Origin of the sequence: Pseudomonas sp. NPDC087817, from assembly GCF_044742875.1 — a bacterium.
In the GTDB taxonomy this organism is placed as follows: Bacteria; Pseudomonadota; Gammaproteobacteria; order Pseudomonadales; family Pseudomonadaceae; genus Aquipseudomonas.
Genome location: NZ_JBIUVJ010000065.1, coordinates 1 through 15309, shown reverse-complemented (window position 1 = coordinate 15309; position 15309 = coordinate 1). Strand labels below are relative to the sequence as shown.

General features: G+C 59.0%; 14 protein-coding genes. 8 read left to right on the top strand and 6 right to left on the bottom strand.

Translation table 11 applies throughout. From position 1 onward, the window contains the following. Nucleotides 1-6 precede the first annotated feature (6 nt). Complete coding sequence (locus ACIONG_RS25725; RefSeq protein ID WP_401303498.1) at nt 7-885, bottom strand: metal-dependent hydrolase; 879 nt, start codon at nt 883-885, stop codon at nt 7-9. Between the two features lie 106 nt (nt 886-991). Between ACIONG_RS25725 and ACIONG_RS25720 the strand changes: the two genes are divergently transcribed. From ACIONG_RS25720 to cysZ, 4 genes are all read left to right on the top strand, one after another. Continuing rightward, nucleotides 992-1921, top strand: a complete 930-nt coding sequence (locus tag ACIONG_RS25720) for a fatty acid desaturase (protein WP_213027570.1) — start codon at nt 992-994, stop codon at nt 1919-1921. Continuing rightward, nucleotides 1921-3522: a GH3 auxin-responsive promoter family protein gene (locus tag ACIONG_RS25715; protein WP_401303496.1), complete on the top strand. Its 1602-nt coding sequence runs from the start codon at nt 1921-1923 to the stop codon at nt 3520-3522. Before ACIONG_RS25720 ends, ACIONG_RS25715 begins: the two co-directional genes overlap by 1 nt. Further along, on the top strand, nt 3507-4592 hold the full coding sequence (locus tag ACIONG_RS25710) for a Rieske 2Fe-2S domain-containing protein (protein WP_401303494.1): 1086 nt from the start codon (nt 3507-3509) through the stop codon (nt 4590-4592). The genes ACIONG_RS25715 and ACIONG_RS25710 overlap by 16 nt, the downstream gene beginning before the upstream one ends. A gap of 139 nt (nt 4593-4731) precedes the next feature. Next, nucleotides 4732-5487 carry a sulfate transporter CysZ gene (gene cysZ / locus ACIONG_RS25705; protein ID WP_103303096.1) on the top strand — a complete coding sequence of 252 codons (756 nt, stop codon included), beginning with the start codon at nt 4732-4734 and terminating at the stop codon, nt 5485-5487. Nucleotides 5488-5512: 25 nt separating this feature from the next. On the opposite strand, the gene ACIONG_RS25700 is transcribed toward cysZ, so the two are convergent. Then, on the bottom strand, nt 5513-6166 hold the full coding sequence (locus tag ACIONG_RS25700; RefSeq protein WP_401303492.1) for a hypothetical protein: 654 nt from the start codon (nt 6164-6166) through the stop codon (nt 5513-5515). A 38-nt stretch (nt 6167-6204) separates the two neighbouring features. Between ACIONG_RS25700 and ACIONG_RS25695 the strand changes: the two genes are divergently transcribed. Next, complete coding sequence (locus tag ACIONG_RS25695; RefSeq protein WP_103303098.1) at nt 6205-7404, top strand: glycosyltransferase family 1 protein; 1200 nt, start codon at nt 6205-6207, stop codon at nt 7402-7404. 165 nt (nt 7405-7569) lie between these two features. On the opposite strand, the gene ACIONG_RS25690 is transcribed toward ACIONG_RS25695, so the two are convergent. The 3 genes from ACIONG_RS25690 to ACIONG_RS25680 form a co-directional block, all read right to left on the bottom strand. Next, nucleotides 7570-8673, bottom strand: coding sequence for an NADH:flavin oxidoreductase (locus ACIONG_RS25690; protein WP_213027567.1), 1104 nt, complete (start codon nt 8671-8673; stop codon nt 7570-7572). A gap of 166 nt (nt 8674-8839) precedes the next feature. Then, nucleotides 8840-9322 (bottom strand): glutathione peroxidase, encoded by a 483-nt coding sequence (locus ACIONG_RS25685; RefSeq protein WP_213027566.1) that lies wholly within the window; start codon nt 9320-9322, stop codon nt 8840-8842. Nucleotides 9323-9445: 123 nt separating this feature from the next. Further along, the gene (locus ACIONG_RS25680) at nt 9446-9931 is read right to left on the bottom strand and encodes a peptidylprolyl isomerase (RefSeq protein WP_095119463.1); all 486 of its coding nucleotides are present in this window, start codon (nt 9929-9931) and stop codon (nt 9446-9448) included. Here ACIONG_RS25680 and ACIONG_RS25675 point away from each other — a divergent pair. The 3 genes from ACIONG_RS25675 to ACIONG_RS25665 are packed head-to-tail and all read left to right on the top strand — an operon-like array spanning nt 9900 to nt 13301. After that, entirely contained in the window at nt 9900-10226 is a 327-nt protein-coding gene (locus tag ACIONG_RS25675; protein WP_401303489.1) for a DUF3565 domain-containing protein, read from the top strand. The genes ACIONG_RS25680 and ACIONG_RS25675 overlap by 32 nt on opposite strands. A gap of 60 nt (nt 10227-10286) precedes the next feature. Continuing rightward, on the top strand, nt 10287-12386 hold the full coding sequence (pta, locus tag ACIONG_RS25670) for a phosphate acetyltransferase (RefSeq protein WP_401303487.1): 2100 nt from the start codon (nt 10287-10289) through the stop codon (nt 12384-12386). Beyond that, the gene (locus tag ACIONG_RS25665) at nt 12387-13301 is read left to right on the top strand and encodes an acyltransferase (protein WP_103303102.1); all 915 of its coding nucleotides are present in this window, start codon (nt 12387-12389) and stop codon (nt 13299-13301) included. It begins immediately after the preceding gene. Nucleotides 13302-13497: 196 nt separating this feature from the next. On the opposite strand, the gene cysN is transcribed toward ACIONG_RS25665, so the two are convergent. Beyond that, nucleotides 13498-15309 (bottom strand): sulfate adenylyltransferase subunit CysN (gene cysN, locus ACIONG_RS25660; RefSeq protein ID WP_401303485.1); only part of this gene is annotated, 1812 nt, incomplete at its 5' end.

Genomic DNA, 15309 nt, shown 5'->3' with positions numbered 1-15309 from the left:
GCCCTTTCATGGTGTGCGCCCAACGTATTCGTCGAGGGTTTGCCGCGCCGTTGCCAACGCTTCACGGGTGTCGAGATGGTTGGGGTGAAACCCCGGAATGAACCAGGCCAGCCATTTCGGAAACACACGGATCAGTGGGCCGGGTCGGACGAATAACCATCCGAGCAAACGCAGCCATTCGCGCCCGTTGCGACGCTGCCCATCATTGCTTGCCAGTCGGTAAATGAAATACAGGACATCGATGGCAAAGTAGCCCGTCATGATCAGCATGACCCCGCAACGCATCAGGTATCGCCGCAGCGGATTGCTCACTACCACGCCCAGCACATCGTAGGCGACGGCCTTGTGTTCGGTTTCTTCGATCGCATGCCAGCGCCACAGCATGGCCATCTTCGTATCGGCGCCTTCAAGGATCGCGGGATGACGCAAGAGTTGATCGGAGAGGATCGCGGTGAAATGTTCCAGGCTGGCCGTCATGGCCAGGCGCATCACCGGGGAAAATTTGTTGCCCACCTCCTGGCGGCGCATCAGCAGTTGTTCCAGCGCATCAATCGGGGCGCCTTGTGCCGCGAGTAGCTGGTTATACGAACGATGTTCGCGGATATGCGAAGCTTCCTGATAAACGAACGCGTCAACGGCCTGGGCCAGCGCCGGATCTTCGTCGATCGCCTTTCGAAAGTGCACGACACTGTCGATGAAGAGTTTTTCGCCAAGTGGAAACATGATCGACAGGCCATCGAAAAAGCGTGTTACATGAGGCCAGCCACGGTACCAATAGCGAGGAACCTGCTCATCAAGTGCAAACCGCAGGGTACGCCGGGGGATGTCTGCACTTACGGATTTTGTCAGCGAGCGTCTGCTGAAAAGGCGTTTTAGATACGACATAAAGTTTTCTGCGGTTCCTCATCGCTCCGCCGCGTCAGCATTTGATCGTTAGCAAAGCGGTCAGGACGGTATACTTTTTCGACTCGAGCATTCTCAAGGACCCCATATGCGCAGTTCCAGTGACATTTCGCAAATGCGTCGTTTCGACGTGGGCAATCTGTGTGTTCTGGCACTGCAGACGCTGGTTTGGGGTATGACCCTGACGTGGCTGTCCCACACCGATGCGGGCGGGCTCAAATGGCTGGTGCTCATTCCGTTTTGTCTGGTCATGCAAGGTGTCTTCTCGATGATGCACGAGTCCTTTCATGGACTGGCGCACAGTCGCAAAAAACTCAACTACTTTGTCATGTGGTGGGCTTCTACCCTGTTTGGTGCTTCGGCCACGCTGATCCATATCAATCACCTGGGTCATCACGTCCGCAATCGCACACGCGCAGAGCTGGCCGACTTTGCAGTTGCGGGTGAGTCGCTGTGGCGCAAACGAATCGAGTACTACTTCGCGGTGCTGGGCGGTATCTGGTTGGCGGCGTTTATCGGCAGTCTTTTATTGCCGGTGCTGCCGGCGCGCATCACGGACAAGTGGTCGCAAACCGCAGAGGTCAACACCTATGCCGCAGCCTTCAAGGACTTCTCCAGCGCCGACTTCAAACGAATCCGCTACGAAGTCATTGCCGGTGTCGCCGCGTGGTTATTGATCGGACTGTTGCTGGGGTGGACGTGGCACGTTGTGCTCATCACCTATAGCGCTTTTGCATTTTCCTGGTCGTCGCTGCAGTGGGTGTACCACATGCGTACGCCGCTGGATGTCGTCGAGGGCGCCTATAACATGCGCGCCCCGCGACTGGTTCGCTGGGCGTTTCTAAACTTCAACTATAACCTCACTCATCATCGGCACTCGGCCATGCATTGGCAGCAAATGCATGAGGCCTCCAACCTGAAGGAAACCCGGCCACTCTGGTATGGCTGGCTGCTGGTTTTCCTGCCGCCCCAGCGGTTACCCGATGACTTGACGCAACTGGACAAGACCTACTTCTGATGAGCGCCAACATGGATGTCAAACGCGCGCTGTGGCAGACCTTCCTCGAGCACGCCAAGCCGACACTCGATCAATGGCACGCGCAACTCGAGCAACCGCAAGCAACGCAAGAACGCTTATTGCAGCGCCTGCTCGAAACCAATCGTGATTGCGCATTCGGCCGCGCCCACCACTTTGCCCGACTGCAGGACTCGTCGCAGTTTCGCGATAACGTACCGGTCAACACCTACGCACAACTGCAGCCGTGGATCGAGCGCGCTCAACATGAATCCGCAGCGATTCTGACCACCGCCACACCGCTGTTTTTCGAGCGTACGAGCGGCAACAGCGCGCTGCAAAAAGCGATTCCCTATACGCGCGCCTTCCTCGCAGAAATGCACAGCGCGCTGACCGTGTGGCTCGCCGACATGCATCGCCAGGTGCCGGGCATCAGTCATGGCTCGAGTTATTGGTCGATGTCGCCGCCCCTGCAAATGCCCGTCGCCGGGCCCAATGGCATTTGTCTCGGCTCGGCCAGTGATCTGGAGTATTTGAGCGGCAGTCATCTGGCCGGTCTGGCAGGGACGTTGCTGATTCCAGAGTTTAACGGTGCACTGTCGCAATGGCGCCGCCAGACCCTGCTGGCCTTGCTGGCCGATGCTGATTTGAGCTTTATCAGCGTATGGAGCCCGACCTTTCTGACCAGCCTGTTACAGCCACTGTTCGACGCCGAAACACCCGAACAGTTGCAGACGTTTGCATGGCTGGAGGCCGCGCTCCCCGCGCCGCGCCGCTCGGCGTTACGCCGCGCGCGCGCCCAGGGTGACTGCAGCGAGTTATGGCCACGCCTGGCCGCCGTCAGTTGCTGGATGGAAGGTCCGAGTCGCCATTACTTCACGCAACTGGCCGCGCGTTTTCCGCAGGCACAGTGGCTACCAAAAAGTCTGTTTGCCACCGAAGGCGTCGTGAGTGTTCCCTTCGGCGACGGACCGGGTTGCCCGTTGGCGATCGGCAGCCATTATCTGGAATTTCTTTGCGAAGACGGCAGCCTGCGCCACGCTCATTCGTTACGTCTGGGCGAAACGGCGCAGGTGCTGCTGAGCACCGGTGGCGGCTTGTACCGCTACGCTTTGGGCGATCGGGTCCGCGTCGTCGGCATGTCGGGCGCCACGCCACGGGTCGAGTTTGTGGGACGTGCCACGGGGACCAGTGATCTGGTCGGAGAAAAACTCGATGAACACGTCGTGCAGAACCTGTTCGAGCGTTGCCCGACCACCCAGGCTGGCGCATGTCTGATCCCCAATGCCTATGCTTCGCCACCGCATTACACGGCGCTGGTGGCGATGTCCCGAGACCTTGATGCCAGTGCTTTGGCGCTGACGATCGAGGCGGCACTGTCCGACGCCTTTCATTACGGCCAGGCACGCCAGCTCGGGCAACTGGGACCGGTGCAGGTGCGCCTGCTCGACGGCGGCGCTGATCAGCTCGCGCAGGTGCTGCAACAGGCGGCGGAGTCGAGCGGCATTCGTGCGGGCGACTTCAAGCCGCGTTCGCTTATCAATCGACTGGAAACAGCCGAAGCCCTTCTCGCTCTGACGGAAAGCTCATGTCGGCACCTTTGAACAACCTCCTCGAGACGCCCGACGATGGCACCCTCGAACAGTGGTATGTGGCGTGCGCACAGAAAGAACTGCGCAAAAACAGACCTTACCGGGCGAAGATTCTAGGCTTGAACCTGGTGCTTTTCCGCCAGCGTGACGGCCAGGTAGCCGCATTGCTCGACCAGTGCGTGCATCGCGGCACGCGCCTGTCGGCGGGCAAGATTGCCGACGATTGCCTGGTGTGCCCTTATCATGGCTGGCGCTACAACGCTCAGGGGCAAGTGGTGCATATCCCCAGCGTCGGCGAGAAGTCGTACTCGTCGACATCCCCCGCGTATCGCTACCGCCAGCGTCACTTTGCGGTGCAGGAACAGGACGGACTGGTCTGGGTCTACACCGGCACGGGTGACCCGCAAAGCAAAACCGTGTTCAAGCTCCCGGTCTACGGCGAAAAACCCTGGCAGTCCTATTTCATGATCAACACCTTCGAGGCCGACGTCGGCAGCCTCGTGCAGAACTTCATGGATGTGCCACACACTGTTTTTGTCCACGAGGGTATTTTCCGTTCCAGCAGCGGGCGAACGATGGAAGCCACGCTGGCGTGTAAAGCGCAGAGCATTGAAGTGACGTATCACGACGACGGCGACAAGATCGGTTTGATGGACTGGCTGAGCAACCCAGACGGCGAGCCGCTGGTGCACACCGATCGTTTTTTTGCGCCCAACGTCACCCGCTGCGACTATCGGTGGGGCGAGCGTTCGGCATTCTTCATCATCAGTCAGATCACGCCCATCGATTCGCGCCAGTCGCGCGTCTACACCTACATCGCCTACCGCTTCCGCTTACCTCGCTGGGTACTGGGCCTGTTGCGCCCTTTCATTCATCTGTACACCCACATCGTGATTCGCCAGGACGTGAAAATCATTCAGGCGCACCGCCAAGGCCTCGACAATGTCGCGGATTTCAAACCGTGCAACGTGCAGGCCGATGCCGTTCATATAGGGGTCGAGCAGCTACTGGCCGCCGTAAAACGCGGAGAAGCGTTACCACCAGCACAACGCCGTGAATCGCGGATTCGCTTCGAGCTTTGAGAGCGGACGGTAAACGATTCACTGACGAATAGCGTTCCTCTGATCTTTGTTACAGTGAATGTCGATCGCTCTACCGTGCTTTCGCAGCTGTTGCAAAGTCGGTAAGGTCGGCGCGTTTTCCCTATGCTCGGAGCACCTTATGCCCGCCCCTGTTCTGTCCGGCCCGCAATACCTTCGCGAAGGCCTCAAACTGGTCCTCAGCCCCGGCCTGCGACTGTTCGTGTTGTTGCCGCTGGCCATCAATCTGGTGCTGTTCGTCGGATTAATCTATCTGGCCGGCCACCAGTTCAGCCTGTGGGTCGATACGCTGATGCCCTCGCTGCCCGACTGGCTGAGTTTCCTCAGCTACATCCTCTGGCCCTTGTTCGTGGTGCTGGTGGCGTTGATGGTGTTTTTCAGCTTCACCATGCTGGCCAATATCATCGCCGCGCCGTTCAACGGTTTCCTCGCGGAAAAAGTCGAAGTGGTGGTGCGCGGCACCGATGATTTCCCGGCGTTCAGCTGGGGTGAACTGATCGAAATGATCCCGCGCACCCTCGCCCGGGAAATGCGCAAACTCGGCTACTTCCTGCCACGGGCCATCGGCCTGTTCATCCTCTCGTTCATCCCGGTGGTGAACATCATCGCCGCACCGCTTTGGCTGTTGTTCGGCGTCTGGATGATGGCGATCCAGTACATCGACTACCCGGCGGACAACCACAAACTTGGCTGGAACGAAATGCTCGCCTGGCTGCGCCAGAAGCGCTGGCAGAGTATGAGTTTCGGCGGGATTGTTTATCTGGTGCTGCTGATTCCGCTGGTCAACATCCTGATGATGCCGGCTGCTGTAGCCGGGGCAACGCTGTTCTGGGTGCGTGAGCGTGGCGCCGAGGCACTGGCTCAGGAAAAAGCCTGAGCCTCCAGTCTTTAATCCTGATAACTCAGGGGTAAACGCCAGCTAACAACAGCCCTACCAACAACCACACCGCAACGCCTGGCAGGATGATCAGCAAGTTCCAGGCGTTGAGGCGATTGTTACTCAGGCCTTGCGGGTCGTTCGCAGCCAAATTGATCAGTTGTTGACCTTCGCTCGCGACATAAACTCTTATCGGCAACATGACCAAGGCGACAAGACCAAGAAAACTCAGCTCAGGAATCTGCTTGGGAAGCTTTTCGAATATGTGCGCGACTACGGTCAATACGACAAAGACTGTCGCCCACTGCTCAAGATCCCAATTGGATTTACCGCCCCTGTCGAGAATTCGTTTTTTGGCGAGCCGGTAAAGCTGATGCACAAAAAACAAATAGAAAAAAGCTCGCGCCCACGGCCATAGCTCTTGTTGAGTACTGCGCTTGTGCAGGCTCCAGTTCTTGTAAATCCAGAAATAGAAATACAGGCCAAAACTGAGGATCGACAGCAGAATGAACTTCCACCGTGCGACAACATAAAACTCTGGAGTTTGTTCACCCGCAACCAACAGTTGCGCCTCAGCCGGCGCATAAGCATTCTCGGACACAGCCGTTTTCCTGGAAAAAGAGTTTAAGCCAAAGCTAACGACCGCATAGGCCAAAGGTTTAGGCAGACAGATAAGCATCTGTCATCAATCCATCATCAACTCGACACAATGAAGACATGGCCTCAGCCGACACTAAGGTCATGACGACAGCTCTGCATATCACTCTGATCAGCGAAACCTTCCCACCGGAAATCAACGGCGTGGCCAATACCCTTGGCCGCTTGTGCGATGGACTGCGCGCGCGCGGGCATCGCGTCGAACTGGTGCGTCCGCGTCAGGCCGATGATCCGCAGCGCAGTGAAGATGATGCGCTGCTGTTGTGTCGCGGCTGGCCGTTACCCGGTTATCCGGGCTTGCAATGGGGTCAGTCGTCGATGCACAAACTGCTGCGGCGCTGGAAGCGTCAGCGCCCGGATGTGCTGTATATCGCCACTGAAGGCCCGCTCGGTTTATCGGCGTTGCGCGCGGCGCGGCGACTGGGGATTTCGGTTGTCAGCGGCTTTCACACCAATTTCCAGCAATACACCAGTCAATACGGCCTCGGTCTGCTGACCCGGATGCTGACCCATTACCTGCGCTGGTTTCACAACCGTTCGGCGCTGACGCTGGTGCCGAGCGTCAGTCAGCGCCTGGAACTGGAGCGCCGGCATTTCGAGCGTCTGGCGTTGTTGTCGCGAGGTGTGGACAGCCAGTTATTTCATCCAGCCAAACGGCTGAACGCTTTACGTGAGCAATGGGGACTGGGCGAGCGTGACATTGCGGTGATTCATGTAGGACGGCTCGCACCAGAGAAAAACCTTGGTTTACTCAAACGCAGCTTTGAAAAACTGCGCAGCACTTATCCACAGCGCAATATGAAGCTCATCGTGGTCGGTGACGGGCCGCAACGCATGGCACTGGAAAAGGATCTGCCCGAGGCGATCTTCTGCGGTTCGCAACGCGGTGAAGCCTTGGCGGCGCACTATGCGTCGGGTGATATGTTCCTGTTTCCAAGCCTGACGGAAACCTTCGGCAATGTGGTGCTGGAAGCGCTGGCTTCAGGGCTGGGTGTCGTGGCTTACGATCAGGCAGCGGCGGCGCAACATATTCGCCATGGCTACAACGGCGTGCTGGCAATGCCAGGCGATGAAGACGCGTTTTGCGATGCAGCGGCGTGGTTGCTGGAGGAGGACGAAACGTTGCGTTGCGTGCGGCTCAATGCGCGGCAGCATGCAAGTCGCCAAGGCTGGCCAGCGGTGATTGAGCAGTTTGAAAGTCATTTGCGTGGGGCGTGCGTGGGGGAGCAGGTTGTGCCGAATGCACAGACCCTGCCTTAGGTCTTCGCTGATTTTGAAGCCGCCATCGCTGGCAAGTCGAAACGTCGCACCGCAGCTCCCACAAGGGGCTGTGATGAACACAATTTTTGTGAACACCCGCAAAACCTGTGGGAGCTGCGGTGCGACGTTTCGACTTGCCAGCGATAGCGTCAGTGAGAGCGACGCTTAAACCAGCGTCATCAACGCCTCACGGCTGAACGGCAGAATGTCCTGCTCACGCCCTTCACGCACTTTCAGCGCCCAGTCCGGATCGACCAGCAGCGCACGCCCCACCGCTACCAGATCGAACTCCTCTTTATTCAGGCGCTCCAGCAGTTTCTCCAGACTGGCCGGCTGCGCAACCTTGTCGGTGTTGACCATGAACTGCAGGAACTCGCCATCCAAACCAACACTGCCAACGGTGATGGTCGGCTTGCCAGTCAGTTTGCGCGTCCAGCCGGCCAGATTCAGATCGGAGCCATCGAATTCCGGCTCCCAGAAGCGCCGCGTCGAGCAGTGGAAAATATCCACGCCAGCGTCGGACAGCGGCTTGAGGAACTCGCCCAGCGCTTCCGGGGTTTGCACCAGACGCGCGGTGTAATCCTGCTGCTTCCACTGCGAGAAGCGGAAGATGATCGGAAAGCTTTCACCGACCGCCGCACGCACGGCTTGAATCAGTTCGATGGCAAAACGCGAACGGTTGGCCAGGCTGCCGCCGTATTCGTCAGTGCGCTGGTTGCTGCCTTCCCAGAAGAACTGGTCGATCAGGTAGCCGTGAGCGCCGTGGATTTCCACGCCGTCCATGCCAATGTTTTGTGCATCTTTAGCCGCTTGAGCGAACGCGGCGATCACGTCCTGAATGTCTTGTTTGCTCATGCCGTGCACGACGACCTGACCGTCCTTGAGTTTTTCCGACGGGCCGTAACCCGGCACGCTGGCGTCCGGCTCGGTGCCGATGCGCCGCACGCTGCCCACGTGCCACAACTGCGGAACGATCTTGCCGCCCTCGGCGTGAACCGCATCGACAACTTTCTTCCAGCCGGCCAATGGCGCATCACCAAAGAACTGCGGCACGTTCGGATAACCATTGGAGGCAATGTGGCCGACGGTGGTGCCTTCGGTGATGATCAGGCCGACACCGGCCGCTGCGCGACGGCGGTAGTACTCGATGACTTTCGAATTAGGCACGCCGCCTGGAGAAAACGAACGGGTCATAGGCGCCATGACCACGCGGGTCGGCAGTTCGAGGGCTCCGAGATGAAACGGTTTGAACAAGGCTTGAACCGGCATTGGAAGGCTCCACAGGGAATGACTTTATGACGTCGATAATATGAAGCGTTGCAAGCTTTGAACAGCACTATTGATTTGAATGATTAAGGGATAGAAACGAAAAGATCGCAGCATCGGCAATCACTGTGGGAGCTGCCGAGGCTGCGATCTTTTGATCTTTGGCGATTTAACCCAGCGCTTTCTCGATCGCGGCAATCACCGTCGGATCATCCGGCGCCGTGCGCGGCGAGAATCGAGCCAGCACCCGGCCGTCCTTGCCGAGCAGAAACTTCTCGAAATTCCAGGTGATGTCACCGGGAAACTCCGCGCCCTCGCCCGCCAACAAGCGGTAGAGCTGATGACGATCGTGACCGTTGACTTCAAGCTTGCTCGACAACGGAAACGTCACGCCATAGTTGAGGCTGCAGAATTCCTGAATTTCCTGCTCGGTGCCCGGTTCCTGACCGGCAAATTGGTTGCACGGCAGGCCCAGCACACTGAAGCCTCGGCCTTTGAATTGCTGATAGAGGTTTTCCAGCGCCGCATACTGTGGGGTCAAGCCGCACTTGGAGGCGACGTTGACCACCAGCACGACTTGGCCCTTGAACGGTGCCAGCGGTAGCTCCTGACCATCCAGGGCTGTCAACTTAAGGTCGTGAAAAGCACTCATGACGGACTCCAGGATTCCCGTGTTCTACTCGAAACAGCCACTTGGCGAGGCCACCAAGGACAGCCGCGGACTAAAAAGGCGCCCGCAGGCGCCTCTCCAGTTCTCGAAAGCTTAGCGCAGAAATCAGTGGTGATGGCCACCTTCGCCATGGACGTGACCATGAGCGACTTCTTCCTGGCTGGCATCACGGATGTCAACGATCTTCACTTTGAAGTTCAGGCGCTGACCGGCCAGTGGGTGGTTGCCGTCGACAGTCACGTCGTCGCCGTCCAGGTCACGAATGGTGACGATCTGCATCTGGCCGTCCGGCGCCGAAGCGTGGAACTGCATGCCGACTTCCAGCTCGTCAACGCCTTCGAACATGCTGCGGCTCAGGGTGCTGACCAGTTCAGCGGCGTATTCGCCGTAAGCGTCTTCCGGTTCAACGGAAACTTCCAGCTCATCACCAACAGCTTTACCTTCCAGAGCTTTTTCCAGGCCCGGGATGATGTTGCCTGCACCTTGCAGGTAAACCAGCGGAGCGCCGCCGGCGGAGCTGTCGATGACCTCACCAGCGTCGTTGGTGAGGGTATAGTCGATGGAGACAGCCTTATTGGCGGCGATCAGCATGGGGCGAGACCTTTTGCATAAGAATATAGAAAGGCCAAGTTTAGCGAAGCAATCGCGCGAAAGCGAACACAACCCGGACAAACGGGATTCGACCATTACCGGCTTTCATCAGGACGAGGAAGGTCACTGGGTGGCCGAGCTTTCCTGCGGCCACACCCAACACTTGCGTCATCAGCCGCCATGGCAATCGCGAGCCTGGGTGCTGGACCCGACGCAACGTATTGAAAAAATAGGCCAACCCTTTGCCTGTGGTTGGTGCGCGCAAGGCTCGGTTAGCGATAACCTTGGCGACTGAATTTCGGTAGTCAGCCAGACATAAGCTGACGCCATTGCCATGCAACTTTAGAGAATTCGCATGCAAACTTTTTTTATCGCCCCCACCGATTTTGGCGTGGGTCTGACCTCCATCAGCCTCGGGCTGGTGCGTACATTGGAGCGAGCGGGCTTGAAAGTCGGCTTCTTCAAACCGATTGCCCAGCCGCATCCGGGTGACACCGGCCCCGAGCGCTCGACTGAACTGATGGCGCGCACTCACGGCCTGAAGCCGCCGCAACCGCTGGGCCTGGCCCACGTCGAGCGGATGCTCGGCGACGGTCAGCTCGATGAGTTACTCGAAGAAATCATCGCCCTGTATCAACAGGCCGCCGTCGGCAAGGACGTGCTGGTGGTGGAAGGCATGGTGCCGACCCGCAGCGCCAGCTACGCCGCACGGGTCAATCTGCACCTGGCCAAAAGCCTCGATGCCGAGGTGATTCTGGTCTCGGCGCCGGAAAACGAAGTGCTGGCCGAACTCTCCGGCCGTGTCGAATTGCAGGCGCAATTGTTCGGTGGCCCGAAAGACCCGAAAGTCCTCGGTGTGATCCTCAACAAGGTCAAGACCGAAGAAAGCATGGACGCCTTCGCCGCGCGTCTGAAAGAACATTCGCCATTGCTGCGCAGCGGTGATTTCCGCCTGCTCGGCTGCATCCCCTATCAACCGGAACTCAACGCGCCGCGCACCCGCGACGTCGCCGACCTGATGGGCGCGCAGGTGCTCAACGCCGGCGATTACGAAACCCGGCGGATGACCAAAATCATCATTTGCGCACGCACCATGCGCAACACCGTCGAGCTGCTCAAGCCCGGCGTGCTGGTGGTGACACCGGGCGATCGCGACGACATCATCCTCGCCGTCAGCCTCGCGGCGATCAACGGCGTGCCGCTGGCCGGTCTGCTGCTGACCAGCGACACCCTGCCCGATCCGCGCATCATGGATCTGTGCCGTGGCGCGTTGCAGGCCGGTTTGCCGGTGTTGTCGGTGAGCACTGGCTCCTACGACACCGCCAACTTGCTCAATGGCCTGAACAAGGAAATCCCGATCGACGACCGCGAGCGTGCGGAGATCATCACCGACTTCGTCGCCAGCCATCTCGACGCCAACTGGCTGCACCAGCGCTGCGGCACGCCACGGGAAATGCGCCTGTCACCTGCCGTATTCCGCTATCAACTGATCCAGCGCGCCCAAGCCGCCAACAAGCGCATCGTTCTGCCCGAAGGCAGCGAGCCGTTTACCGTGCAGGCGGCGGCGATCTGCCAGGAACGCGGAATTGCCCGTTGCGTCTTGCTGGCCAAACCCGAAGACGTCGAAGCGGTGGCCCGCGCCCAAGGCATCGTGCTGCCGCCGGGGCTGGAGATTCTCGATCCGGACCTGATCCGCGAGCGCTACGTCGAACCGATGGTGGCCCTGCGCAGAACCAAGAGCCTCAATGCGCCGATGGCCGAGCAACAACTGGAAGACACCGTGGTGATCGGCACCATGATGCTCGCGCTGGATGAAGTCGACGGACTGGTGTCCGGCGTGATCAACACCACCGCCAACACCATCCGCCCGGCCCTGCAACTGATTAAAACCGCACCGGGCTGCACGCTGGTGTCGTCGGTGTTCTTCATGCTGTTTCCGGAAGAAGTGCTGGTGTATGGCGACTGCGTGATGAATCCGCATCCAAGCGCCGTGGAACTGGCGGAGATTGCCCTGCAAAGCGCCGACTCGGCTGCGGCGTTCGGCATTACCCCGCGCGTGGCAATGATCAGTTACTCCAGCGGCGAATCGGCCACCGGCGAAGAAGTCGAGAAAGTCCGCGAAGCCACCCTGCTCGCCCACGAACAACAGCACTCGCTGCTGATCGACGGCCCGCTGCAATACGACGCTGCCGCCAACGCGGAGGTTGCCCGGCAACTGGCGCCGAACAGCCAGGTGGCCGGTCGCGCCACGGTGTTCGTCTTCCCTGATCTGAACACCGGCAACACCACGCACAAAGCCGTGCAACGCAGCGCCGATTGCGTCAGCCTCGGGCCGATGCTGCAAGGCCTGCGCAAACCGGTGAATGATTTGCCGCGCGGCGCGCAAGTCGATGACATCGTCTACACCATCGCCCTCACCGCGATTCAAGCCGCCAACCGACCTATGGATGTGTAAATGCTGGATTTTCTACCTGCACCGTTGCGCGGCGTGATCGCCTCGCTGCTGTTGGCACTCAATACGATTCTGCTGTGCTCGTTTCTGTTCTGTGTGGCGCTGATCAAAGTGCTGCCATTCGACCTCGCCCGGCGTGCCTCACTCTGGTTGATGAGCCACACGCATGAAGCGTGGATCAGCAACAACAAAGGCTGGATGAACCTGGTGCGGCGCACGCGCTGGCACATCAGCGGGCTGCAAGGCCTGGACTACAAGCACTCGTACCTGATCACCAGCAACCATCAGAGCTGGGTCGATATTCTGGTGCTGCAATACGTGCTCAATCGGAAAATCCAGCCGCTGAAGTTCTTCCTCAAACAGGAGCTGATCTGGGTGCCGGTGATCGGCCTGGCTTGGTGGGCGCTGGGCTTTCCGTTCATGAAGCGCTATTCCAAGGCCTACCTGGAAAAGCACCCGGAAAAGAAAGGCAAAGACCTGGAAACCACGCGCAAGACCTGCGCGAAATTCCGCAACAACCCGGTGGGGATCTTCAACTTCGTCGAAGGCACGCGCTTCACTGAAGGCAAACATGCGCAGCAGCAATCTCCATTCAAATACCTGCTCAAGCCCAAGGCTGGCGGCATCGCGTTTGTGCTGGATGCGATGGGCGAGCAACTCGAGTCGATCGTCAACGTAACCATTCACTATCCGGGCGGCCGTCCGGGCTTCTGGGATTTGCTGTGTGGCAATGTGCGCGATGTGGTGGTGCACTTTGAAGAGCTGAAGATCCCGCAGCAGTTCATTGGCAAGAACTACGACCAGGACGGCGAATATCGCCTGCAATTCCAGGGCTGGATCAATCAGCTGTGGCTGGACAAGGATGCGTTGCTGGAACAGATGCACCGCGAATATCCAGCGAAGTCCTCAGGCGCCTGATCCGCCCTCATCGCTGGCAAGCCAGCTCCCACAGGTTTCTCTGCGTTACACAATCTTTGTGTGCGCTGAAAATCCCTGTGGGAGCTGGCTTGCCAGCGATAGCAATCTCAAGACAACAAAAAAGCCCGCCGAAGATTACTCATCGGCGGGCTTTTTCTTGCAGCTTGAAACTAGAAGCTTGTCGCTGCTTTATTGCTTAGATCGCGCCACGTTTACGCAGCAGATCCAGCACTTGCTTGACGCTGTCTTCCAGACTCAACGACTGCGTGTCGATCACCAGATCGGCGTTCAGCGGCACGTCGTACGGGAAGGATTCGCCCGGGATGTTGTCGCCGCCAGCCGCGTACAGACCTTGCGGATCACGCTCGGCGCACACGGCCGGCGAGGCCTGCACGTAAACGGTGAGCAGACGATCCTTGCCGATCAGATCCTTGGCCTGCTCGCGACCTTCAGCGCTTGGCGCAACGAACGCTGCCAGGGTCAGCAGGCCCGCTTCGTTGAACTGACGCGCCACGTGCGCGGCACGACGCCAGTTCTCGGTGCGGCCGGCGCGATCCTGTGGCAGACCTTTGTTGAGGTCGTGACGCAGGTTCTGGCCATCCAGCACAAACACCGCGCGGCCCATGTCGAACAGTTTGCGTTCAACCGCGTAGGCCAGGGTGCTCTTGCCCGCGCCCGACAGACCGCTGAACAACACGGTGGCCGGTTGCTGACCGAAACGCTGAGCGCGCTCTTCGGTGGCAACGTGGGCCAGTTTGCCGTGGTGCGAAGCCGTGCCATGAGCCACTGGTTGCGCGACGATCATGCCGGCGCCGACAGTGCCGTTGGTCAAACGATCGATGATGATGAACGCGCCAGTGGTGCGGTTGCTCTCGTAACCGTCGAGGGCGATCGGCGCGTCGAGCGCGATCTTCACCTTGCCGATTTCGTTGAGCTGCAACGCGCTCGCCGGGCCTTCTTCAAGGGTATTCACGTCGACCTTGTTGACGATGCTGGCGATAGAGCCCGGCACGTAACTGGTGGCGCGTTTGATGTCGTATTTCTTGCCCGGCAGCATCGGCTCTTCAGCCATCCACACCAGCATCGCTTCGAAGCTGTCGGTGACCGGCGGCACGTTGTCGGCATGCACCAGCAGGTCGCCACGGGAGATGTCGATTTCGTCTTCCATGGTCAGCGTCACCGCTTGACCAGGACCGGCGTGCTCCAGCTCACCTTCGAAAGTGACGATGGACTTCACGCGGCTGCTCTTGCCCGACGGCAGCACCACGACTTCGTCGCCCTTCTTGACGATGCCGCTGGCCAGTGTGCCGGCGAAACCGCGGAAGTTCAGGTTCGGACGGTTGACGTACTGCACCGGGAAACGCAGATCGGTGAAGTTGCGGTCGCCCGCCACTTCCACGGTCTCGAGAATTTCCATCAGCGACTGGCCTTTGTACCAAGGCGAGCGCTCGGACTTGTTCACCACGTTGTCGCCCTTGAGGGCAGACATCGGCACGAAGTGCATGCTGGTCGGCTTCATCTTCAAGCCTTCGGCGAACTTCAGGTAGTCGGCCTTGATCGACTCGAACACGCCTTCATCGAAGCCCTTCAAGTCCATCTTGTTGATGGCGACGACGATGTGCTTGATCCCCAAAAGGGAGGCGATAAAGCTGTGGCGACGGGTCTGGGTCTGCACGCCGTAACGGGCGTCGACGAGGATGATCGCCAGGTCACAGGTGGACGCACCCGTGGCCATGTTGCGGGTGTACTGCTCATGGCCGGGGGTGTCGGCGATGATGAATTTGCGTTTGGCGGTGGAGAAATAGCGGTAAGCGACATCGATGGTGATGCCCTGCTCGCGCTCGGCCTGCAGGCCGTCGACCAGCAACGCCAGGTCGATGTCGTCACCGGTGGTGCCGACTTTCTTCGAGTCACGGGTGATCGCTTCCAGATGATCTTCGTAGATCATCTTCGAGTCGTGCAGCAGGCGCCCGATCAGGGTGCTCTTGCCGTCATCGACGTTACAGCA